General features: G+C 32.6%; 18 protein-coding genes. 10 read left to right on the top strand and 8 right to left on the bottom strand.

Translation table 11 applies throughout. The features are described 5' to 3' along the window. Positions 1-166: 166 nt before the first annotated feature. The 5 genes from ACHRVZ_RS02815 to dnaK all read right to left on the bottom strand — a co-directional run bounded on the left by ACHRVZ_RS02815 (position 167) and on the right by dnaK (position 9,849). The gene (locus ACHRVZ_RS02815) at positions 167-2,911 is read right to left on the bottom strand and encodes a histidine kinase (RefSeq protein WP_395420668.1); all 2,745 of its coding nucleotides are present in this window, start codon (positions 2,909-2,911) and stop codon (positions 167-169) included. A 100-nt stretch (positions 2,912-3,011) separates the two neighbouring features. Continuing rightward, a complete protein-coding gene (locus ACHRVZ_RS02820) occupies positions 3,012-4,196 on the bottom strand; it encodes an acetate/propionate family kinase (RefSeq protein ID WP_395420669.1) in 1,185 nt (394 codons plus the stop codon). Between the two features lie 143 nt (positions 4,197-4,339). Next, positions 4,340-6,433, bottom strand: coding sequence for a phosphate acetyltransferase (pta, locus tag ACHRVZ_RS02825; protein WP_395420670.1), 2,094 nt, complete (start codon positions 6,431-6,433; stop codon positions 4,340-4,342). Between the two features lie 63 nt (positions 6,434-6,496). Next, positions 6,497-7,567: a magnesium/cobalt transporter CorA gene (gene corA / locus ACHRVZ_RS02830; protein WP_395420671.1), complete on the bottom strand. Its 1,071-nt coding sequence runs from the start codon at positions 7,565-7,567 to the stop codon at positions 6,497-6,499. A 398-nt stretch (positions 7,568-7,965) separates the two neighbouring features. Continuing rightward, entirely contained in the window at positions 7,966-9,849 is a 1,884-nt protein-coding gene (dnaK, locus tag ACHRVZ_RS02835; RefSeq protein WP_041517816.1) for a molecular chaperone DnaK, read from the bottom strand. 279 nt (positions 9,850-10,128) lie between these two features. Here dnaK and ACHRVZ_RS02840 point away from each other — a divergent pair, with 279 nt between their 5' ends. The 5 genes from ACHRVZ_RS02840 (at position 10,129) to ACHRVZ_RS02860 (ending at position 14,165) form a co-directional block, all read left to right on the top strand. Next, positions 10,129-11,403 carry a Na+/H+ antiporter gene (locus tag ACHRVZ_RS02840; RefSeq protein ID WP_395420672.1) on the top strand — a complete coding sequence of 425 codons (1,275 nt, stop codon included), beginning with the start codon at positions 10,129-10,131 and terminating at the stop codon, positions 11,401-11,403. A 72-nt stretch (positions 11,404-11,475) separates the two neighbouring features. Then, positions 11,476-11,862, top strand: coding sequence for an RDD family protein (locus ACHRVZ_RS02845; RefSeq protein WP_395420673.1), 387 nt, complete (start codon positions 11,476-11,478; stop codon positions 11,860-11,862). A gap of 15 nt (positions 11,863-11,877) precedes the next feature. Next, positions 11,878-12,663 (top strand): peroxiredoxin family protein, encoded by a 786-nt coding sequence (locus ACHRVZ_RS02850; RefSeq protein WP_395420674.1) that lies wholly within the window; start codon positions 11,878-11,880, stop codon positions 12,661-12,663. Positions 12,664-12,804: 141 nt separating this feature from the next. Further along, on the top strand, positions 12,805-13,242 hold the full coding sequence (locus tag ACHRVZ_RS02855) for a thioesterase family protein (protein ID WP_017496553.1): 438 nt from the start codon (positions 12,805-12,807) through the stop codon (positions 13,240-13,242). 86 nt (positions 13,243-13,328) lie between these two features. Next, positions 13,329-14,165, top strand: coding sequence for a mechanosensitive ion channel family protein (locus tag ACHRVZ_RS02860; protein ID WP_395420675.1), 837 nt, complete (start codon positions 13,329-13,331; stop codon positions 14,163-14,165). Position 14,166: 1 nt separating this feature from the next. Here the strand turns inward: ACHRVZ_RS02860 and ACHRVZ_RS02865 are convergent, their stop codons facing one another. Beyond that, a complete protein-coding gene (locus ACHRVZ_RS02865) occupies positions 14,167-14,859 on the bottom strand; it encodes a hypothetical protein (protein WP_395420676.1) in 693 nt (230 codons plus the stop codon). Between the two features lie 328 nt (positions 14,860-15,187). Between ACHRVZ_RS02865 and ACHRVZ_RS02870 the strand changes: the two genes are divergently transcribed. The 5 genes from ACHRVZ_RS02870 (at position 15,188) to ACHRVZ_RS02890 (ending at position 19,389) form a co-directional block, all read left to right on the top strand. Further along, positions 15,188-15,577, top strand: coding sequence for a DUF1398 domain-containing protein (locus ACHRVZ_RS02870; RefSeq protein ID WP_395420677.1), 390 nt, complete (start codon positions 15,188-15,190; stop codon positions 15,575-15,577). A gap of 61 nt (positions 15,578-15,638) precedes the next feature. After that, positions 15,639-16,445, top strand: a complete 807-nt coding sequence (locus ACHRVZ_RS02875) for a hypothetical protein (RefSeq protein ID WP_395420678.1) — start codon at positions 15,639-15,641, stop codon at positions 16,443-16,445. A gap of 29 nt (positions 16,446-16,474) precedes the next feature. After that, on the top strand, positions 16,475-17,332 hold the full coding sequence (locus ACHRVZ_RS02880; protein ID WP_395420679.1) for a sulfurtransferase: 858 nt from the start codon (positions 16,475-16,477) through the stop codon (positions 17,330-17,332). 194 nt (positions 17,333-17,526) lie between these two features. Continuing rightward, on the top strand, positions 17,527-18,768 hold the full coding sequence (locus ACHRVZ_RS02885; protein WP_395420680.1) for an ATP-binding cassette domain-containing protein: 1,242 nt from the start codon (positions 17,527-17,529) through the stop codon (positions 18,766-18,768). Between the two features lie 9 nt (positions 18,769-18,777). Continuing rightward, complete coding sequence (locus ACHRVZ_RS02890; RefSeq protein WP_395420681.1) at positions 18,778-19,389, top strand: hypothetical protein; 612 nt, start codon at positions 18,778-18,780, stop codon at positions 19,387-19,389. A 101-nt stretch (positions 19,390-19,490) separates the two neighbouring features. On the opposite strand, the gene ACHRVZ_RS02895 is transcribed toward ACHRVZ_RS02890, so the two are convergent. After that, entirely contained in the window at positions 19,491-20,534 is a 1,044-nt protein-coding gene (locus tag ACHRVZ_RS02895; RefSeq protein WP_395420682.1) for an RluA family pseudouridine synthase, read from the bottom strand. Further along, positions 20,524-21,147, bottom strand: a complete 624-nt coding sequence (locus ACHRVZ_RS02900; protein WP_395420683.1) for a PASTA domain-containing protein — start codon at positions 21,145-21,147, stop codon at positions 20,524-20,526. Before ACHRVZ_RS02900 ends, ACHRVZ_RS02895 begins: the two co-directional genes overlap by 11 nt. Between the last annotated feature and the right edge of the window lie 160 nt (positions 21,148-21,307).

Genomic DNA, 21,307 nt, shown 5'->3' on the forward strand with positions numbered 1-21,307 from the left:
TAGCTACATCATTATGTTAAAATATTAACATATTACAATGATTATCAAGCACATAAATGTTAATTTTATTTTCTTAACATAACGTTATGATGTAGTAATGATGTATTAGAATTATATAAAAAAAGAAGTAAAAAAATATAATATCTTTAAAAATCTAATACCAATCTTACAGACTTAATAAAAATTTCGAGAGATTTTCTTCCTGAGAGAGGTTAAGCTTCTTTCTTAGACGATATCTATGCAATTCTACACCCCTAAAAGAGATATTCATCAAAGGTGCAATTTCCTTTGAAGAGAGATTCATTTTAAGATAAATACACAACTTAATATCCTTTGGAGTCAAACTTGGGAACTTTTTAGAAAGATTAATAATAAACTCATTGTGAATTTGATTCAGGTTGGTTTCAAAAATCTCCCACTCGTGTTTATTCACTTCATTTATCTTAATTGCTTTTCTAATTTCGCTTTTAAGTTTATTAAAATCTTTCTCAGAATCTAAAATGCTTTGAATATTCTCAATCATCTCACTTTGTTTTGCAATCGAAAGTGATTTCCCCGCAACCTCTGATGATTTTGTTTGTAGTTCCAATTCTAGAATATGTTTTTCATATTCTTGTAAGTTCAGTTCATTTTCAGCTTTCAATTCCATTTCAAGAATTTCACGCTGATGTTTTAATTCTTCAGCTTGTAATTTCAGTTTTTGCATATATCGAAGCTTATTCCATTTATAATAAATAAACAACACGATGCCTACAATCAATAGGTACAGTAAAATCATCCAAAACGAAAAATACCACGGTTCGGCTACTTTAAAATCAAAACTTGAAACTTTCTCATAGTTTGCGCCATCGTGTTTGTAAACGATAACAGAATGATTACCACTACTTAAGTTATTTAATACTATTAATCCGTTTGAAATCTGTGTATATTCTTTACTTTTATTAAGCTTATAAAACAAATTAGGCTTGCTGGCACCGTAAATTCCAGATATTACATTTATTTTTAACTCTGTGTTATATTTAATCTTAGTATCGTTTAAAACCAGATTTCCTTCATTAAAAGCCTCAATTTTAGCATTCGAATTTTGTTTGTTCTCATACTTTCGCTGAAGAGAAATAAATCCATCATCAAGATTTAATAAATAATAATTTTGAGTTTTAAAAATTCTTAAATTATCATTGATTAATGTTCCTTTATAATACTTCTCCTGAATAATGTTCCATATAAATTTATTTTCCTTAGCATAAATGTGATACAAAATTCCATCTTGCAATACCACAAAGTGATCCTCATCTATCGAAACAACATCAGTTATATTTTTAAAATTAGAGTTAAACAACTCATTTTCTTCGAGATTATTTGTGATCGAATTATAAGTGTACCATAAGTTATTGATCAGGAAAAGAATCTCATTTCTAAACTCAAAAATCTTAACTCCAAAATCGTTCTTGATTTTACTTTGTTGGGTAATATTCTCTACTTTTTTAGTTTTATAATTATCATCGTATACCACTCGATATAGTCCACGATAATTGTCGGCAGCCCAAATTTCATTCTTTTTATTCTGAGCAACGTATTTTATTGGCTTCGATAGATCTCCAATGATTTTATTCTGAGTCAATTTTGTAATATCATCATAAACTAAAACGCCACTGTAAGTAGACTGAAAGTACGTATTGTTTATAATACTTTTAGAGAGATTCCATCCTCCGCTTATATTATTGATTTTAGTTAATGAGCCATTTTCATAACAAAAAGTTCCATCATTATGACCAATGATATATTTATTTCCAATTTTACTAATGTTCCAGGCCTGCCCTTGAGTATTTGGCAACATTTTAAACTTCCCTGAAACGAACTCAAAAATACCATGATTTGAAGCAATTAAATAGCCTTTGTCTATGGCCGCAACCGAATAAACTGAACCTAAAATACCCGAATTATCATAAAAGAACGATATTGGAGAATTTATCTCTACATGCGTAATACCATTATCTAAACCTAACCATAAATCATTTTCTTTATCAAAACCAATACTTAAAACCGAGTTATTCATTAATACATTGTTCCTGTCAATGTTTTTATAGGTATCTGTCGTAAAGTCATAAATAAAAACACCTTTGTTTCCCGTGCCAATCACTAATTTATGGTCTTTAGTAAATTTCGCAACGTTTATGGTAGCGGCTTTAAGAATTTCGTTTAATGGATTATTCCAAGACCTCAAACCTTCTTTTTCGACGATAAAAATTCCTTTTTTCTGACTGAAAATGTAATTCTTACCTTCGTATTTTTCGATAGCATGAACAACAGTCTTTTTTAAAACGTTCCATCCTTTTGGATTTGCAATTCTTGAACCGGTCATTTTAAAAAGTCCTTTCTCAACCGAAGCAACATAAACACTATTATCGACTACAAAACAATAAGAGATTAAAAACGGAAACTTAATTTTTTGAATGTGTTTTCCGTCATAGATAAAAACATCATTAAAAGATTGAAAATAAATAGAACCGTTAAATCTGAATATCTTCCAAATTTCCTCATTGTCTTTTTCGTCAAATAGGCGTAGATTTTTGGTTATAGAGACATAATGCATTTTACCCTCTTTTCTATACCAATATCCAAATTCCTTGTAAGAACCGGAATAAATCTTATCTCCTTCGATCATAATCGATCGAATAATAGTTTTGTTTGGCAAAGTGTATTTTTCCCATATAACGCCATCATATCGCAATAAATAATGGTTATTGGCAAAATACATTGCATCATCTTTTCCCTGAACAACATTCCAAATTTGATTGTCGCCCTGGTAATCTGATTTATTATAATTTTCAACGAAAGGAAGTAATTCTTGTGCTTGAATTTGTGAAGCGATGAAAAAGAAGAAAAGTAATTTTAGAAGTATCGATTTCAAAATATTCGGTTTTATAGCCAAAGATACAGACAATTATTTAATCTGATAGCATAAAAAAAGCTCCTCGATTAAGGAGCTTTTATACTATGAAATATCATATTTAATTCTGAAGTAAATGATAAACCTGGTTCGCAATTTCATATTCTTCATCTGTTGGTACAACCAAAACTTTTGCTCTGGAATTTTGGGTGTTAATTTCTCTAATTTCTTTCGAGCGAATTATATTTTTTTCCTGATCTAATTCAATTCCGAAAAAGTCCATATCTGTACAAACCAAATTACGTATGTATGAAGAGTTTTCGCCAATTCCTGCTGTAAAAACAATTGCATCCAAACCATTTAAAGCCGCAGTATAAGAACCAATGTATTTTTTAATTCTATAAGCATTCATCACCAAAGCCAATTGACAGTCTTTATTCCCTTTTTCAGCTTCTGATTCAATATCACGTAAGTCGCTATAACCTGTAAGTCCCAACATTCCGCTTTGTTTCAATAAAATTGAATTCACATCGTCTGCCGAATATCCAAGATTTTTAATCATATAAAAAATCACCGATTGATCGATATCTCCCGCTCTAGTGCCCATAATTAAACCATTTGCCGGCGAAAAACCCATTGTGGTATCAATACACTTTCCATCCTTAACAGCGGCCATACTACAGCCATTTCCTAAGTGAATTGTAATGATTTTAGAATTATTCTCTAAATATTCAATCGCTTTTTCAGAAACATATTTGTGACTTGTACCATGAAAACCATAAACACGAACTTTATTCTCTGTTAAAAGATAATTTGGAATTGCATATTTATAAGCTTCAACTGGAATTGTCTGATGAAAAGCGGTGTCAAAAACAGCCACTTGTTTTGCATCAGAAAAAATTTCTTCAGCAACATTTATTCCCACTAAATGTGCGGGATTATGCAACGGAGCCAACTCCGAAAGCTCTTTAATCTTCTCTTTAACCTCAGAAGTAATAATTGTCGTATTCGAAAAATAACTTCCACCATGCACCACACGATGACCAACTGCAGTAATTTCTGAAGTCGATTTAATAACACCTTTTTCAGTATCTAAAAGTAATTCTGCTACCTTTTGTAAACCAACCTTATGCGTTGGAACCGGAAGTGTTTCTTCTATTGAATTTAAAGAGGTTTTAAAGGTTATATTTGAAGTTTCTAAGCCAATTCTGTCAATCATACCGCTACAAATTACTTCGTTTGTTGGCATAATCATTAATTGATATTTTATGGATGAACTTCCTGAATTTATAATTAATATTTTCATTTTTTTTTAAGGTTCTAAGGTTCTCAGTTGCTTAGGTTCTAATTTTTTTTCTTTTGCTGTAATTTTTTGACGCTTATAAAACGGATCTTTTGAGAACTAAATCATGTAAAACTCATAATTTATAATTCACAATTCATAATTATCTAAAGTCCCTGTGCCTGAATAGCTGTAATTACTACAGTATTTATAATATCGTCAACTGTACAGCCACGGCTTAAATCGTTTACTGGTTTATTTAAACCTTGCAACATTGGACCTATAGCCAATGCTCCTGTTTCTCTTTGTACGGCTTTATACGTATTATTTCCGGTATTTAAATCAGGAAAAATAAGGACACTCGCCTGCCCTGCTACTTCAGAATCGGGCATTTTACTTTTTCCAACGGCGCGATCAACCGCAGCGTCGTACTGAATTGGTCCTTCAATTTTTAAATCAGGTCGTTTTTGTTTTACAATTTCAGTTGCCGCTCTTACTTTATCCACTTCATCTCCTTTTCCTGAAGCTCCGGAAGAATAAGAAAGCATCGCAATTTTTGGCTCGATTCCGAAAGCTGAACTTGATTCTGCCGACGAAATCGCAATTTCTGCCAATTGTTCAGCTGTTGGATTTGGATTAATAGCACAATCACCAAAAACTGAAACCCGGTCTTCTAAACACATAAAAAACACCGATGAAACTACCGATGAATTTGGTTTCGTTTTAATAAACTGTAATGCTGGTAAAATTGTATGTTGCGTAGTATGTGCAGCACCAGAAACCATTCCGTCAGCGTGGCCTTTGTACACCATCATTGTACCAAAATATGAAACATCTTCCATTAAATCCCGAGCCATAGTAATGGTTACATTTTTGGCTTTTCGGAGTTCATAATACGTATTGGCATAATCTTCATAGTTTTTAGATTCTTTAGGATTTATGATATCTACTTTTGAAAAATCAAATGTAATTCCCAATTCAGCAATCTTACTTTCTATTTGTTTTTTATCTCCAATGATCGAAATATCAACAACATCCATTGCTAATAATCGTGATGCAGCGATGATAATTCGTTCGTCGTTACCTTCTGGTAACACAATGTGTTTGCGATGCTGTCTGGCTCTTTTTACCATATTGTACTGAAACATTTTTGGTGTCATTCCTTCAGCTTCAAAAGTGATTAATTTCTCTGATAAAGCGTCCACGACAACATATTTTTCAAAAGTACTTATAGAAGTTTCAATTTTATGTGTGTTATTCGCGTAGATTTCTGATTTAATAGAACCTATTTTGTTTGTGATGCCATAAGTCCCACCATCAACAGCAATTATCGGAACAACAGGAGAAAGCCCTTCAATTAGCTTTAAAATACTTTCTTCGGGAACAATATTACCTGTTAATATTATTCCTGAAATGGTAGGATAATTAGCTGATTCATTAGCTTGCAAAGCTCCTAAAATAATATCTGAACGATCACCCGGAGTAATCACCAATGCATTGTCATGCAAATGAACTAAGTAATTATGCAGTTGCATTGCGCCAACGCTAAAATGCCCAATTTCGTTGTTTAAATAATTACTGCCAAACAATACTTTAGCATCCAGCTGGTTGACAATTTCCTGCATGGTTGGATTATTCAGACTTGAAATTAATGGAATTGTGTTCACCAGAACGGTTTCAGGCAAACTTTTTTGCAATCCTTGCGTAACTAATTCAATATTTTCAAGTTGGACTTTGTTTGCTACAACTGATAAAACTTCAACTTCTTTTACTTTAAAAGAATCGTAAACCAAATAAAGACTATCGACTAATTCTTCTAAAGTTTTTCCAATTCCCGAACCAATAATTATGGTTGGAATTCCTAGATTTTTTGCAATTAAAACATTCAAATCTAATTCAATTGAAGTTCCTTCGCCGGTAAAACTGGTTCCTTCGACCAAAACAAAATCAAAACGTTCCTCAAGTTTTTTATACTTTTCGATAATTAAATCCAGAACCTCTCCTATTTTCCCTTTATTTTTTTTCTTGATTAATTTGCTTTTTGTAATCGCAAATGCATCTTCAAACTTAATATCAAGATTAAAATACGAAAGAACTGTTTCGATGTGATTATCTAATTCTCCATCAACAAAATCTTCAACTATAGGTCTAAAATAACCTACTTTAGCCGTTTTACCAATCAAAATACTCATTAAACCGAGTGTGATAATCGATTTTCCGCTATTGTGATCGCTCGTAGCTATGTATACTGCTTTACTCATAATTTCTGTTTTGAATCTAAACAAATGTACTGTAACTCGTTATTTCTACTATCGAAATAAACGTTAAAACCAACGTCGTTTTTTAAAATAAATAATCAATGCAATGACTAAGAAAAACATTGCAATCATGACACTGTGATAACCATACTTGTATCGAAGTTCAGGCATATTTTCAAAATTCATTCCATAAACTCCAACAATAAATGTCAAAGGAATAAATATAGCCGAAATAATAGTCAGCGTTTTCATGATCTCATTCATCTTTCGGCTTTGTTCCGAAAAATAAAAGTTAGAAGCGCTTTCTAAAGAACTCATATCTGATTCAATCTGTTCTAAAAGCTCTAAACTTTTTTGGTGTAGTCTGATAAAGAAACTAAAAGTCTCTTTTTGAATTCCGTTATAAGTATCGTCATCTTTAATTGTTTTTAAGTAATATAAAGAGTCACGTAATGGAATTATAGAACGTTTAAGAAAATTAAAGTTATCACGATGATTTTCAATCTTTTCTAAAATAATTGGATCTGCACCTTTTTTGGTCAAATTAATTAATTCCTCAATTTTATCTTCCTCATCTTCTATTGTTATGTAGAAATTTTCCATAACAGCATCCAGCAATAAATAGAGAAGATAATCTACTTTTTTAGTTCTTACGATTCCGGCATGAGTGCGCAGGCGTTCTCTGATATGAGTAAAAAAATCACTTCTCTTTTCCTGAAATGAAATCAGTATTCCATCTTTTAAAATAAAACTTATCTGTTCTACACTAATATTATCTGAGTATTCAGAAGGTAAAAGCGATTTTATATTAAAAAATAAAATATCCTTTTGTTCTTCAAGCTTTGTTCTTTTACTTGTATTTAAAATATCAGCCAGTAAAAAATCATCCAGTTTAAAATGTGCACCTACAGTTTTAAGTAAGTCTATATTATTTAGTCCGTGAATATTTAGCCAATTGTTTTTTGTATAATCGATGCAAGAGTTTAGCGATTCAACTGTGAATTTCTCATATTCAATAACATCAGCGTCATTATATACGAAAAGCTGCATTTCGGTTTCATGTCCTTTTTGCGCGCCAGTATACTCTAAAGTAATATGTTGAATCTTTCGCCCTTTCTTGTATTTTATCTTTCTCATTCAAAAATGATTTATATAGTAATATTACGAAAAAGAATCTGAATGGGAAATGACAATTGTCATTTTGTAAAAAAGTTAACCGGTACTTATTGTAATGTTTTTACTGTTTTTAAACATTGGACTAAACCGACTGTCAGGCTGAGCGTAGTCGAAGCCCTTTTAACAAACAAACCTTTGACTACGCTCAGGATGACACTCTTTTTCCAAAATAAAAAATAGCAGAAAACCCGACAGGTTTTAAAAACCTGTCGGGGTTAAGAACAGCACGAAACATAAAACCAAAAAAAAACCGAGTCATTTCTGACTCGGTTTTTCATTATTTATGATTTTCAGAATATCCCGATAAAAATCGGGATAAGCGATTCACTCAATTTTTTTTCAAAAAATTGGTTCTCTGCTTATTTTACTTCTTCGAATTCAACGTCTTCAACATTGTCACCTTGCGATTGCTCTTGTTGTGGAGCTGCTTGTTGACCTTGTTCACCTTGAGCATACATAGCTTCTGTAGCTGTTTTCCAAGCTGCATTGATGTTGTCAAGAGCAGTTTGAATAGCTGGAATGTCTTGAGATTGGTGAGCCATTCTCAATTCAGTTAAAGCGTACTCAACAGCAACTTTGTGATCGTCAGCTAATTTGCTTCCTAACTCTTTCAATTGACTTTCTGTTTGGAAAATCATGCTGTCAGCTTCGTTTAATTTCTCAGCTCTTTCTTTAGCTATTTTGTCAGCGTCAGCATTAGCTTCAGCATCTTTTTTCATTTTTTCGATTTCTTCAGCTGTTAAACCAGAAGAAGCTTCGATACGGATATCGTGAGATTTTCCAGTTCCTTTGTCAGTTGCAGAAACTTTGATGATACCATTAGCATCGATATCAAAAGTAACCTCGATTTGAGGAACTCCTCTTGGTGCTGGTGGAATACCATCTAAGTGGAAACGACCGATGGTTTTATTATCAGCAGCCATCGCTCTTTCTCCTTGCAATACGTGAATTTCAACAGATGGTTGAGAATCAGCAGCAGTAGAGAATACTTGCGATTTTTTAGTTGGGATAGTTGTGTTAGACTCAATTAATTTAGTCAATACACCACCCATAGTTTCGATACCTAAAGATAAAGGTGTAACGTCAAGTAACAATACATCTTTTACATCTCCAGATAAAACTCCACCTTGAATAGCTGCTCCAATTGCAACAACTTCATCAGGGTTAACACCTTTAGATGCTTTTTTACCAAAGAATTTTTCAACTTCGTCAGCGATTCTTGGCATACGAGTAGAACCTCCAACAAGAATAACTTCGTCAATATCAGATGTAGATAAACCTGCATCTTTTAATGCTTTAGCAACTGGCTCCATAGAACGTTTAACTAATGAATCAGTTAATTGCTCAAATTTAGCTCTAGATAATTTTTTAACTAAGTGTTTAGGTCCTGAAGCCGTAGCTGTAACGTATGGCAAGTTGATTTCAGTTTCTGAAGAAGAAGACAATTCAATTTTTGCTTTCTCTGCAGCTTCTTTCAAACGTTGCAATGACATTGGATCTAAACGTAAATCAATACCTTCTTCAGCTAAAAATTCATTAGCTAACCAGTCAATAATTTCGTGGTCAAAATCATCTCCACCTAAGTGAGTATCACCGTTTGTAGACAATACTTCAAATACACCGTCTCCTAATTCAAGAACAGAGATATCAAAAGTACCTCCACCTAAATCGTAAACAGCAATTTTTTGATCTGTTCCTTTTTTATCTAATCCATAAGCTAAAGCTGCTGCTGTAGGCTCATTGATGATACGCATAACTTTAAGACCTGCAATTTCTCCAGCTTCTTTAGTAGCTTGACGTTGTGCATCGTTAAAGTAAGCAGGAACAGTAATAACCGCTTCAGTTACAGTTTGACCTAAATAGTCTTCAGCAGTTTTTTTCATTTTTTGAAGAGTCATTGCTGACAATTCCTGAGCAGTATATAAACGTCCATCAATATCCACACGTGGAGTATTGTTGTCACCTTTTACTACTTTATAAGAAACTCTTTTTGCTTCGTTTGTAGTCTCAGCAAAAGTGTGTCCCATAAAACGTTTAATAGAAGCAATCGTTTTTGTAGGATTCGTTACTGCTTGTCTTTTTGCAGGATCACCCACTTTAATTTCGCCACCTTCAACAAAAGCGATGATAGATGGAGTTGTTCTTTTTCCTTCTGCGTTAGGAATAACAACTGCTTCGTTACCTTCCATTACAGAAACACAAGAGTTCGTCGTACCTAAGTCAATTCCGATTATTTTACCCATTTTTTATATATTTAATTTTGATATACTAATTTAATAACTCAGGTGGCATAAGTCAATCTTTGTGCCAATATAAAAAACCAAATAAAATTGTCAGTTTTCCTGTCGACACATTTAAAACTATCTGACAACATGACATTTTTAAAACCTGACATCCGTGGCATATCAACACTTTAAGTGTCACTTTTTATAACTATGTCCTATTGTCTGACTTAAAAATGAACCTTTTATACTTTCAATTAAATACTGAATTAATTACATTAGCCCTACCAAATTATAAAAATGGAGAATTACAGCATCATTATATTTATACTCGCCATCGTCATCGGATTATCTGCTTTTGCTGATAAAGCAAAATTACCTTACCCCATTCTGCTTGTCATTGCCGGAATCGGAATTGGATTTATTCCAACAATGACTGAAATCGAAATTAATCCGGAAATTATTTTTCTACTATTTCTTCCTCCTCTTTTATATGATGCGTCATTTAATATTTCACCAAAAGAATTCAAGACTAATATCAATACAATAGGTACACTGGCTGTAACTTTGGTTTTTCTAACAACATTTTGGATCGCTGTAGTAGCTCATTATATGATTCCAAATATAACCTGGCCTCTCGCATTTGTAATCGGTGCAATTCTTTCTGCCACAGATGCGGTTGCAGCCGTAAGTATTACCAAAGGATTGAACATTTCTAAAAAAACCATTACTATTCTCGAAGGCGAAAGTTTAATAAATGATGCCTCGGCACTGGTTGCCTATCGATTTGCTGTTGCTGCCGTAATGGGATCTGCCTTTATAATCTGGCAGGCAACATTGCAATTTATTCTATTATTAGGAGGCGGTTTTCTGGTAGGCTTTGTAATGTCAAAAATTCTCGCTTTTATCTTAAAAAGAGTTCATAAAAATCCAAATGTAACAATTAGCTTCATGCTTTTAATGCCTTTTGTAACCTATTTAATTGCCGAACATTTACACGTTTCAGGAGTAATTGCCGTTGTTGTTTCTGGGTTAGCCACTGCACGTTTTAGTAAAAAATTATTGCCAGAAAGCTTAAAAAACAGTTCCCGAAGTCTGTGGGATATTATTATCTTTTTACTAAATGGATTAATCTTTATTCTAATTGGACTTAATTTTAGATATGTACTAAAAGACATCCCTGACCATATGATACTACCTTATATTGGTTATGCATTTATTATCACTATTGTTGCTTTATTAATTAGAATGGTTAGAATATTTCTTCAAAAAATTAATCTCCAAAAAGCTTTTAAAAACACTAAAAGAAAAAGAAAAATCAGTGAAGATGCACTTTTAGACTTTAGCAATAGTATCATTCTGAGCTGGTCCGGAATGCGTGGTATTGTATCTCTTGCGATCGCCATCGGACTTCCAAGATTTCTTGAAGACGGCAGTCCGTTTCCGGAGAGAAATGCAATTATATTCATTTCTGTTGCAGTTGTACTTTTTACTCTTATTGGGCAGGGACTTACACTTCCGTGGATTGTAAAAAAGCTAAATACTAAAAAAGAAGAAAACATATCTACAGTTTAAGCAACGCTCATTCACAAGAAATTTGAATTAAATTTAATCTCAAAATTTATTTTATATTCGTTAAAAAAACATATGGAAGAAAAATACCCTTTTATGTTAGAAAGAATTCAATCAATAGTAATTGACTCTATTTTAATAATTGCCTGTATGATTATTTTTTCTGATGTGCTGTCTAATTTTAAAGACGTTCCAAACTGGTTAAGAGCCATTTTACTTATCTCTTTATTTTTGTATGAACCAATTGCTACAACTTTTGGAGGAACTATAGGTAATAATATAAAAGGAATCAGAGTCAGAAAAAATGGCGATGAAATCCAGTCAATTAATTTCTTTCAAGCTTTAATTCGTTATTTTTTCAAACTTCTACTGGGATGGTTTTCTTTTATTACCATTTTTTCAAGCACTAAAAAAAGAGCCATTCATGATATTATTAGTGGAACCGTAATGGTAAAAGTCTAAATAAAAATCAAACACATGAAAAAAATTATTTGTTTTGCAATTGTCTTAATTTTTCAATCTTTTTATGCACAAGACATAGCTGCAAAAAAGCCAGAGTACGTAATTATAATCAACAATGAGATTTCTTCAATGGAAAAAGTTGAAAAATACGGTCAAGACGGCTATGTAAAATCTATGAACAAAGGTGTTTCAGACGAAAAAAGAAACGAGCTGGCAAAAAAATTGGGCGATAAAATTGGCGATAAAGAATTTATCATTGTTGTTGAAATTTATACTGAAAAAGAAAAAATTGAAAATGACAAAAAGAGGAGTTCAGCTGTAGCAGAAAAACAAACTGTAAAAAAACCACAAGAATATATCTTAAATATAAATGACAAAGCAGCTGATTTTACTTTAAAACTAATTGACGGCAAAGAAATTAAACTTTCAGATTTAAAAGGCAAAGTTGTTCTTGTCAATTTCTGGGCAACTTGGTGCGCTCCGTGCCTAATGGAATTTTATGACGTTCCAACAAAAATCATCGAGCCATTCAAAAATGATGATTTTGTATTTTTAGCCATTTCGAAAGGAGAAGCCGAAAAACTGGTTTCGAAAAAAGTAGAAAAACTAAAAAAGGACGGACTAAGTTTTAATTACGGAATTGACTCCGACCAAAAAATATGGAACCAGTATGGAATGAATTCAATTCCTAAAAATTTTCTAATAGATCAAAACGGAATTGTGAAATATGTTTCTACAGGAAATGCAACGGGAAATTTAGAAAATATAGTGGCCGAAATCAGAAAATTATTATCAAAGTAAATAATTCCGGCAATTATTCAGAGAAATTTAATTGCAGTAGAAGTTCCATCTATTTTTATTCGTAATTTCGATTTTTACAAAATGATTGTTTACCGAAAAAACTCCGTCAAGCAATCTCAATAAATTAAAATACAAATAAAAATGGCTTCATTTATTAAAGAAATTTCTTTTCGCTGGTCAGATCTTGACCCAAACTTTCACGTTCGTCATAGTGCATATTATGATTTTGGTGCGCAGCATCGTATCGAAATCCTTGAAGAATTAGGTTTAACTTTAAGAGTGATGCAAACGCAAGGTTTTGGACCAGTTTTATTTAGAGAAGAATGTATTTTTAGAAAAGAACTAAAACTTTCTGACAAGATATTCATTCACACCAAAACATCAAAAATGAAGGCTGATGCTTCGCGCTGGTCAATCATTCACGAATTTAGAAGAGAAGACGATACGCTTTGTGCCGTTATTACTGTTGACGGCGCATGGATGGATACAAAACTGCGTAAATTGGCCTCTCCAACACCTGAAATTGCTATTGAAGCTTTGAGCATATTTCCTAAAAGCGATGATTTTGTTGGACTTTAAACACAATATTATTTGATATCAATTTATAAAATCCAAAAAACACATTTTGCAATTGTTGTTTTTTGGATTTTTTTAAACTCAAACTTATGGTAGAATTCTTAAAAGACTTTAGAATAGGAATTTTTATTGCAATTATAGGGATTACCACAGTGGTTCTTGGTGCGATTACAGACAAAGCACTTCGCTATCTTCTTTACCGTAAACAAAGTAATAAAGAATATGATGCAACAGGTTTTAAGTTTTTAAAGCATCTAATTATAACGATAATTTATATTCTAGGAATAGCCTTTGCGCTAATACAAATTCCTGAATTCAAAATTATCGGACATTCTTTTTTAGCCGGTGCCGGAGTCATTTCTATAGTTGCAGGTCTGGCTTCGCAACAAGCTTTGAGTAATATTATAAGCGGAATTTTTCTGATCATTTTCAAGCCTTTCCGAATCAATGACAAAATCACTATCAACAACTTTGTGGGCACAGTCGAAGACATTAATTTGAGACAGGTAGTTTTGAAAGATGCCGAAAACAACCGAATCATTATTCCGAATTCAGTTATTAGTGCTCAAATTATTGTAAACACCAATATGCACGACACGAAATGCTGCAAAATAATCGAAATTGGAATTGGTTATGAATCTAATATCGAAAAAGCATTAGAAATCATGCAGGAAGAAATTGCCAAACATCCTTTTTTTATTGACACTCGTACTGCCGAAAATAAAAAACAAAATACACCTTTGGTTGTCGCGCGCGTTGTTGCATTGGCAGATTCCAGCGTAAACTTAAAAGCTTGGGCTTGGGCAAAAAATTCTACCGATGGTTTTATAATGTATTGCGATTTACTGCAAAGCATCAAAAAACGTTTTGACGAAGCTAAAATTGACATTCCGTATCCGCAACAAGTTATTACCTTAAAAAAGTAAATTACTGAAACTTCAATCCAAAGTTTACTCTTTCAAAAGTTGTACTGCAAGAAATAGCAAAACGCCCCACATTAACAGTTCCGAAAATGCCTCCTACTCCATGTCCGGAAAAAAAACCTCCGGCTGAAAAGCGTTCAATTTGATATTTTAATGCAATGTCATTAACCCTACTGCTTAATTGCCCAAAAGCAATAATGTTTGGAATAATTTCATAACTCGCAAAAATCTTCGGAACCAGCTTTTTATAGTAATCAAAACTTTCGTCCGTTTCATAATCAACACTTGTCGAATGTAAATTTTCTAAACTTCCGCCAACAAAAGTATTTTCGGCAAAATGATACGAAACACTAAATCCGGTAAAAGTTCCTTGATAATCGCTTCGTGAATCAACATAACCAACCGCAATTGTAGCTCTAAAATTTTCGCATATTTTACCGATGTAACCAATGTAAGTACGATCGATTTCAGACTTGTCGATTCCGGCGCCAAAAATGATATCCTCATCACACATGTCTAAAGCATATTGAAAATAGGTCGAATATTGATCTTTATTTGCCGCAACAACGCTCCGTCCTTTATCAAGGTCAATATTTGGTGAAATTAAAGTCGAATTTATAACTGCAAAATCAAAAGTATTGATTTCTTGAGCAAATACAGGAAAGGCGAATAAGAGTAAAAGTATAGTTTTTTTCATAATGTAAGTTTTAAAGAACAACTTTGAATCTCGAATTTACAGACAATTTTCTTGTTAATAAGAGAAGTTCTTTGAAGTACCGCATTACTCGTTAAAGTGCAATATTTTCATAATCAAACACTTAAAAATGTTTTTATTTCAAGGATATATTGAAAGAAGATTTCTAAAATCAATACAAAATAAAACAGGATTTCATATCTTACACATCCATTTTATTTTCTGATAACTTTAAGGCTATAATTTTTGTATTTCAGAATCCTTAACGGTAATTTTATAGCTCTTAAATTTTTCTATATTAGAAAACCTTTTCAAACCTAAAACAAATTATATGTTTACAATCGAACAAATAAAAGAGGCACATGCCAAAGTACAAACCGGTGCTGATTTTCCTAATTATATACAAGACCTGATTATTATGGGAGTAAAAGGTTATGATACCTATGTAAATAATGGAAATGTAGAGTATTACGGCGTAAATAATTACAAAGTTTCATCAGACGAAAAATATTCAGAAATTCAAGTAGCACCTGTTGCTAATAAAGAGCGTTTTATTGAATTTTTAGTAATGCATCAGGATGGTCAAACTGATTATTTGACTTTTTGCAATCATGCTGCACAATGTGGAATCGCAAAATGGAGAGTTGATATTATCGAAATGACTTGTACATACTACGACAAAGACGATAATGAAATATTGATCGAGAAAATTCCAGGTTAATTTTTTATAAAATAATTTTAATAAGAGCAAACATAATTATTTGATTCTAAAAATATTTATTGTGCAAAAAACATTCATTTTATTACTTTTTACAGTATTAGTTGCCTGCAACCAAAAACCAAAAGATAGTCAAATAAATAAGGTAGATAGCGTTCAAAAAGAGACATCGACAAAAACAATTACTACTACAAAAAGTGAATCTGACACCATAAACTATCAAATTTCTACGTTTGATAATCCTGAAAATGCCGATCAGATTAATAGACAAAAGGAAAGCTTAAAACAACTTTCAGAAAAAAAGGTGTTTTTAGATATTCATAATAAATTGATTCAAAAAGTAACCGACGAGCAACAATCTTTTTTCAAAACAAATCCAAATTACGAATTACTTTCTGTTGCCAAAGGAAATCTTTTTCAGGAAAACAGCAATGACTTTGCTTTTATAGTTTATGACACAAAAAAAGTTAGAACTTCAATTTTGCTCTATAACGGAAAAACGGCAAAGTATGCTGAATTATTTAAAGATATAAAAGTCATAAACGGCCTAAAAAATGCAAATTGTAATTTCTATTCTTTTGGAACATTAGACTATCAATTTGCAAATGAATTTTTAGTTAGTAACGAAGATTATCTCGAAAAAAGCACTGAATCTTTTTTTGAATATCCATCTATTAAAATTACTGATATCTCCAAAGATGAAAATTTTATATTAAAAGATGGTTGTTTTGCACGAAATGTATCAAAAACAAATCTGGCAAATACACTTTGCATTCCTACAAGTGCCGTTTACAACAATTGGGAATGCTTGCGATACGACAAAACAAGCAATACTTTTTTAATTTTTTATGGTCAGGCTTTCGCCGATTAACGATGTTTAAATAAAAAACTATAATCAAGATGTCAAATAAACTTTCACCAATTATAAATCCGGACGAATTATTAAAACTTAACGAGGCTAAAGAATTTGTTTTGATTGATGCCAGAGCCGGAATCAATGCAGAAGAGAATTATAGAAATGAACATCTTAAAAATGCTCGTTACGTTGATTTAAATCGGGATTTAGCAACTGCTGCATCTGATCCTGCAAATGGTGGAAGACATCCTTTACCTTCGGTCGAAAAGTTTTCTGAAGTACTTTCAAAACTCGGGATTTCACCTTCAAGTCATATTATCATTTACGACGATAAAAACGGATCAAATGCCGCAGCCAGATTCTGGTGGATGTTAAGAGCTATTGGACATGAAAAAGTACAGGTTTTAAACGGAGGTATCCAAGCCGCTATAAAAATAGGCTTTCCGTTAAATTCAGAAATTGAACATTTCGAACCAACTCAAAACTATCCAATCTCAAAATGGAAATTGTCTCGGGCAAATATCGATGAAGTCGAAAAAACTCGAAATAATGACCAGAATATTGTAATAGATGTTAGAGATAAAAATCGTTTCGATGGCTTAACTGAACCGCTTGATTTAATTGCAGGACATATACCGGGAGCGATAAATGTTCCGTTTAGTGAAAATTTAAACGAAGATGGATATTACAAATCTGCAGAAGAATTAAAGCAAAAATATTCGGAAATTATAGGAAATAAAAATCCCGAAAATGTTATTGTACATTGTGGTTCAGGCGTTACAGCTTGTCACACTTTGCTGGCAATGGATTATGCCGGAATTGCAATTCCAAAACTATACGTCGGATCCTGGAGCGAATGGTCCAGAAACGATCGCGAAATGGCAACAAAAGAAATAAAATAATAACATTAAGTGCTTCAATAAAAATTTAACGCATAGAAACACCATTTTTATGTATCTAAAAAAGAATGTAAAAGGAAACATGTTTCTAACACATAGCTATGTTCATTTAAATAAGTGAAACGCCTATTTAAATTTACAAAAACTATGATTCTATGTGTTAAGAATAAATACAACAGCTTAAAATAAAACACAAAATGCAGCATTGGGATATACTTTTATCAAATCAGGTAAATAAAAAAGCTTTTATAGACACTTTACTTTCTGGAGAAGCAAAAGGAGAATTAGCCGGTTTTAACAACCAAAAAGGAATTCTGTTTTCAGACATCGCCATTGAGAAATTCATCGAAAAAGAATATCAATATGACAGCGTAGAAGCTTCTCCCGAGTCACACAGACAATTGAGAACTTTTTCATCAGGCGAGCGCAAAAAAGAGTTCTTAAAATACTGCATCAATCAAAAACCGGATTTCATCATTTTTGATAATCCTTTCGATCATTTGGATCTGGCTTCGCGAGTTGTTTTAGCAAATTCATTAGAAAAACTTACAGACACGATTGCAATCATTCAACTTGTAAATCGTGTAGTTGATGTTTTAGATTTTGTTCCGAATAAAGCCCAAATCAAAGACAATACTTTCGAACTACATCCGATTTCAAAAACCGAAAATCATTTTAAGACTTTAAATACATCGAATATTCCAAAAGCGATTGAACCACATTCCTTCCACGAAAGTGTATTAATCAAAATGGAAAATGTTTCTGTGAGTTATGACGAAAGAAAAATCATCGATAACATTTCATGGACCATAAAACAAGGTGAATTTTGGCAGTTAATTGGACCAAATGGTTCCGGAAAAAGCACTATTTTATCATTGATTACGGGAGATAATCCAAAAGGATTTGGTCAGGATTTATATTTATTTGGAAGAAAAAAAGGAAGTGGAGAAAGCGTTTGGGATATCAAAAAACAAATCGGAATCTTCACGACTTCAATGACAGATTTGTTTCAAAAAGGACATACTTTAGAAGAAATGATTCTTTCGGGATTTTTCGATTCAATTGGCTTGTATATTGAACCAACTACTTTACAAAAGCAAACTGTAACACAATGGCTTGAGGTAATAGAAATGAGTCATTTACGAAAAAAACGTTTTATCGACCTTTCAATCGGTCAACAAAGAGTCGCATTAATTACCCGTGCAGTATTAAAGCATCCGCCATTATTAATTCTTGATGAGCCCGTGGAAGGTTTAGACGATGAAAATGTCGATTTGGTAATTCAGTTGATCAATACCATAAAACAAGAAACAAATGTTAGTATTTTATACGTGTCACATCGCATAGAATCTGGCCTCGCTCCTACTTCAGTATTTGAGCTTTTACCAAATCCAACAGGCTCAATTGGTAAAATAAAATACCACTCAGAGTTAAACTAAAAAACAAAAATGAGAATTAAATATATTGCATTATTACTATTGTCCGCAATACTGATTTCGTGTTCAAACACAATTTCAACAACAAAAAAGGCGTACAAGATTACTCAGACTGCCCCACTAAAAAAAGGCTGGAATTTTAATACCAAAGAATGGCTGCTAAAAAAAGATACTTTAACAGGAAACGGAGGTCCAATGCATTGGGGAGTTATTGAATCTAAAAAGCAACTGCCAAAAAACTACGAAATCGACTTTAAAGTAAACATGACCAAAGAGTCTTTGTTTGAGGTTATGCTTAATATTGATAAAGAAAATTACATTAGAACATATCTCTATCAAATAGATCAAAATATTGTTATTGGCAAAGGTGTTTACAATAAAAACAGCGACGAATACGGCAAACGCGGCGGACCGACATTGTTTAAAAAACCAATGAAACTAGAAAATAACAAATGGTATTTAGTCAAAATTAGAGTTTCAAACAATCAATTATATTTCGCCGTCGATAATGTCATTTTCTTAGAATGTTCTCTCGAAAAAAGCAATTTGAGCCAAAAAGGAAAACTGGGATTCTTAACCAACGGCGAAGTCAAAATAACCGACTTAACAATTAAATCGATTTAAAAAATAAGTACAATACACTTAATTTTAAACCAAAAAAAGCTCCATCAGGAGCTTTTTCTATTTCAAAAATTATCTAATTTTCAAATTGACAAATTATCTAATTAACCTTCTTCTTCTTCAGTATTATGTGATTTTACATAATTGCGCCATTTCTCGATACAATCCTTAAAATCCTGAGGTAATTCAGTATCAAAGCGCATCATTTCGCCCGTTGTTGGATGCACAAAACCAAGAGTTTTAGCATGCAAAGCCTGACGTGGTAACGCTTTAAAACAATTCTCAATAAACTGTTTGTATTTCGTAAACGTAGTACCTTTCAAAATCAAATGTCCGCCATAACGTTCGTCATTAAATAATGGATGTCCAATATGTTTCAAGTGCGCACGAATCTGGTGTGTTCTTCCTGTTTCTAATCTGCAGGAAATCAAAGTCACATATCCAAAACGCTCCAGTACTTTATAATGTGTAATTGCAGGTTTTCCTATTTCAGGATCAGCAAAAACAGCCATTTGCATGCGGTCTTTTAAGTGTCTGGCAAGATTTCCTTCGATTGTTCCGGCCTCTTCAGCAACATTTCCCCAAACAAGAGCAATATACTCACGTTCAGAAGTTTTAGCTTCAAATTGTTTCGCCAAATGCGTCATTGCAGCCTCAGTTTTAGCTACCACCAAAAGTCCGGACGTATCCTTATCAATTCGGTGAACCAAACCTGGACGCTCGCTGCTATTCATTGGCAAATTATCAAAATGATGTGCCAAAGCATTTACAAGAGTTCCGGTGTAATTTCCGTGACCAGGATGTACAACCATTCCCGGCTCTTTGTTAATCAACAACAAAGCATCGTCTTCATAGACAATATTCAACGGAAGATCTTCCGGCAAAATATGGTTTTCAAACGGCGGATGCGTTAACATAACCGTTACAACATCGAACGGTTTTACTTTATAATTTGATTTTACCGGAATATCATTTACAAAAATGTTTCCTTCAGTAGCTGCGTTCTGAATTTTATTTCGAGTCGCATTCTGAATCAAATTCATTAAATACTTGTCAATGCGTAAAAACGCCTGACCTTTAGGGACTTCAAATCTAAAATGTTCGAATAACTCGTCTTCCAGATCTAAATTTTCAATATTATTGTTCATCTTTTGGGGTTTCAGTAGTTGGCGCAGCTGTACTATCGGCAGCTTGCCCTTCATCTTCATAAGTTGCTTTTCCGTCTCCTAAAACCAAATCAATTTTAGAAGCTTTCAGCACTCGATCTCCTACTTTTAAATTTCTACCTTTATAACGCATCTCCAAAACCATATCTTTTCCAAGATTCGGAATGTAAGTAATCGTTCCGGCCTCAAGCCCTAAAGCTTTCAAAGTCGGAACCGCTTCACGATACGTTTTTTCAATTAAATCAGGAATTCGAACAGACGAAAACCCTGAAGAATTAATTTTAATATATATTTTTCTTCCAACTTTAACCTTTGTTCCAGGCAACGGATCCTGCTCAACAACGCTATATTTTGGGAATTCACTTCGATAATCAACACTATCAAGAAGCACGTAGTCCAAATCTAATTCGTCTAATTTTGCTTCAACCTGCTCTTCAGTTAATTTAGATAAATTCGGAACAGCAATTTCATGACCGTGATCAGTTGTAAAAGTCAACCAATGCATAAATAAATAACCTAAAACAGCAATAATAGCTGCCGCAATTAATACTTGCACGAAAAAAACTCGGCTTGTTAAATACTGACGTAAACTCATAAATTTATTTTTATTAGTGGCAAAGATAAAGCTATTTCGTTTCAAAAAAAATGATAATTTTGTTTTAAAGAAGAAAGCTAATAATACACGTTATTATCAGGAGCTATTTCCTGCTGTCTGCTGTATCTTTTTATTTTTAAAGAAAAAACAAAAAGGATGC

It is taken from the genome of Flavobacterium sp. FlaQc-57, assembly GCF_044007395.1.
GTDB lineage: Bacteria > Bacteroidota > Bacteroidia > Flavobacteriales > Flavobacteriaceae > Flavobacterium.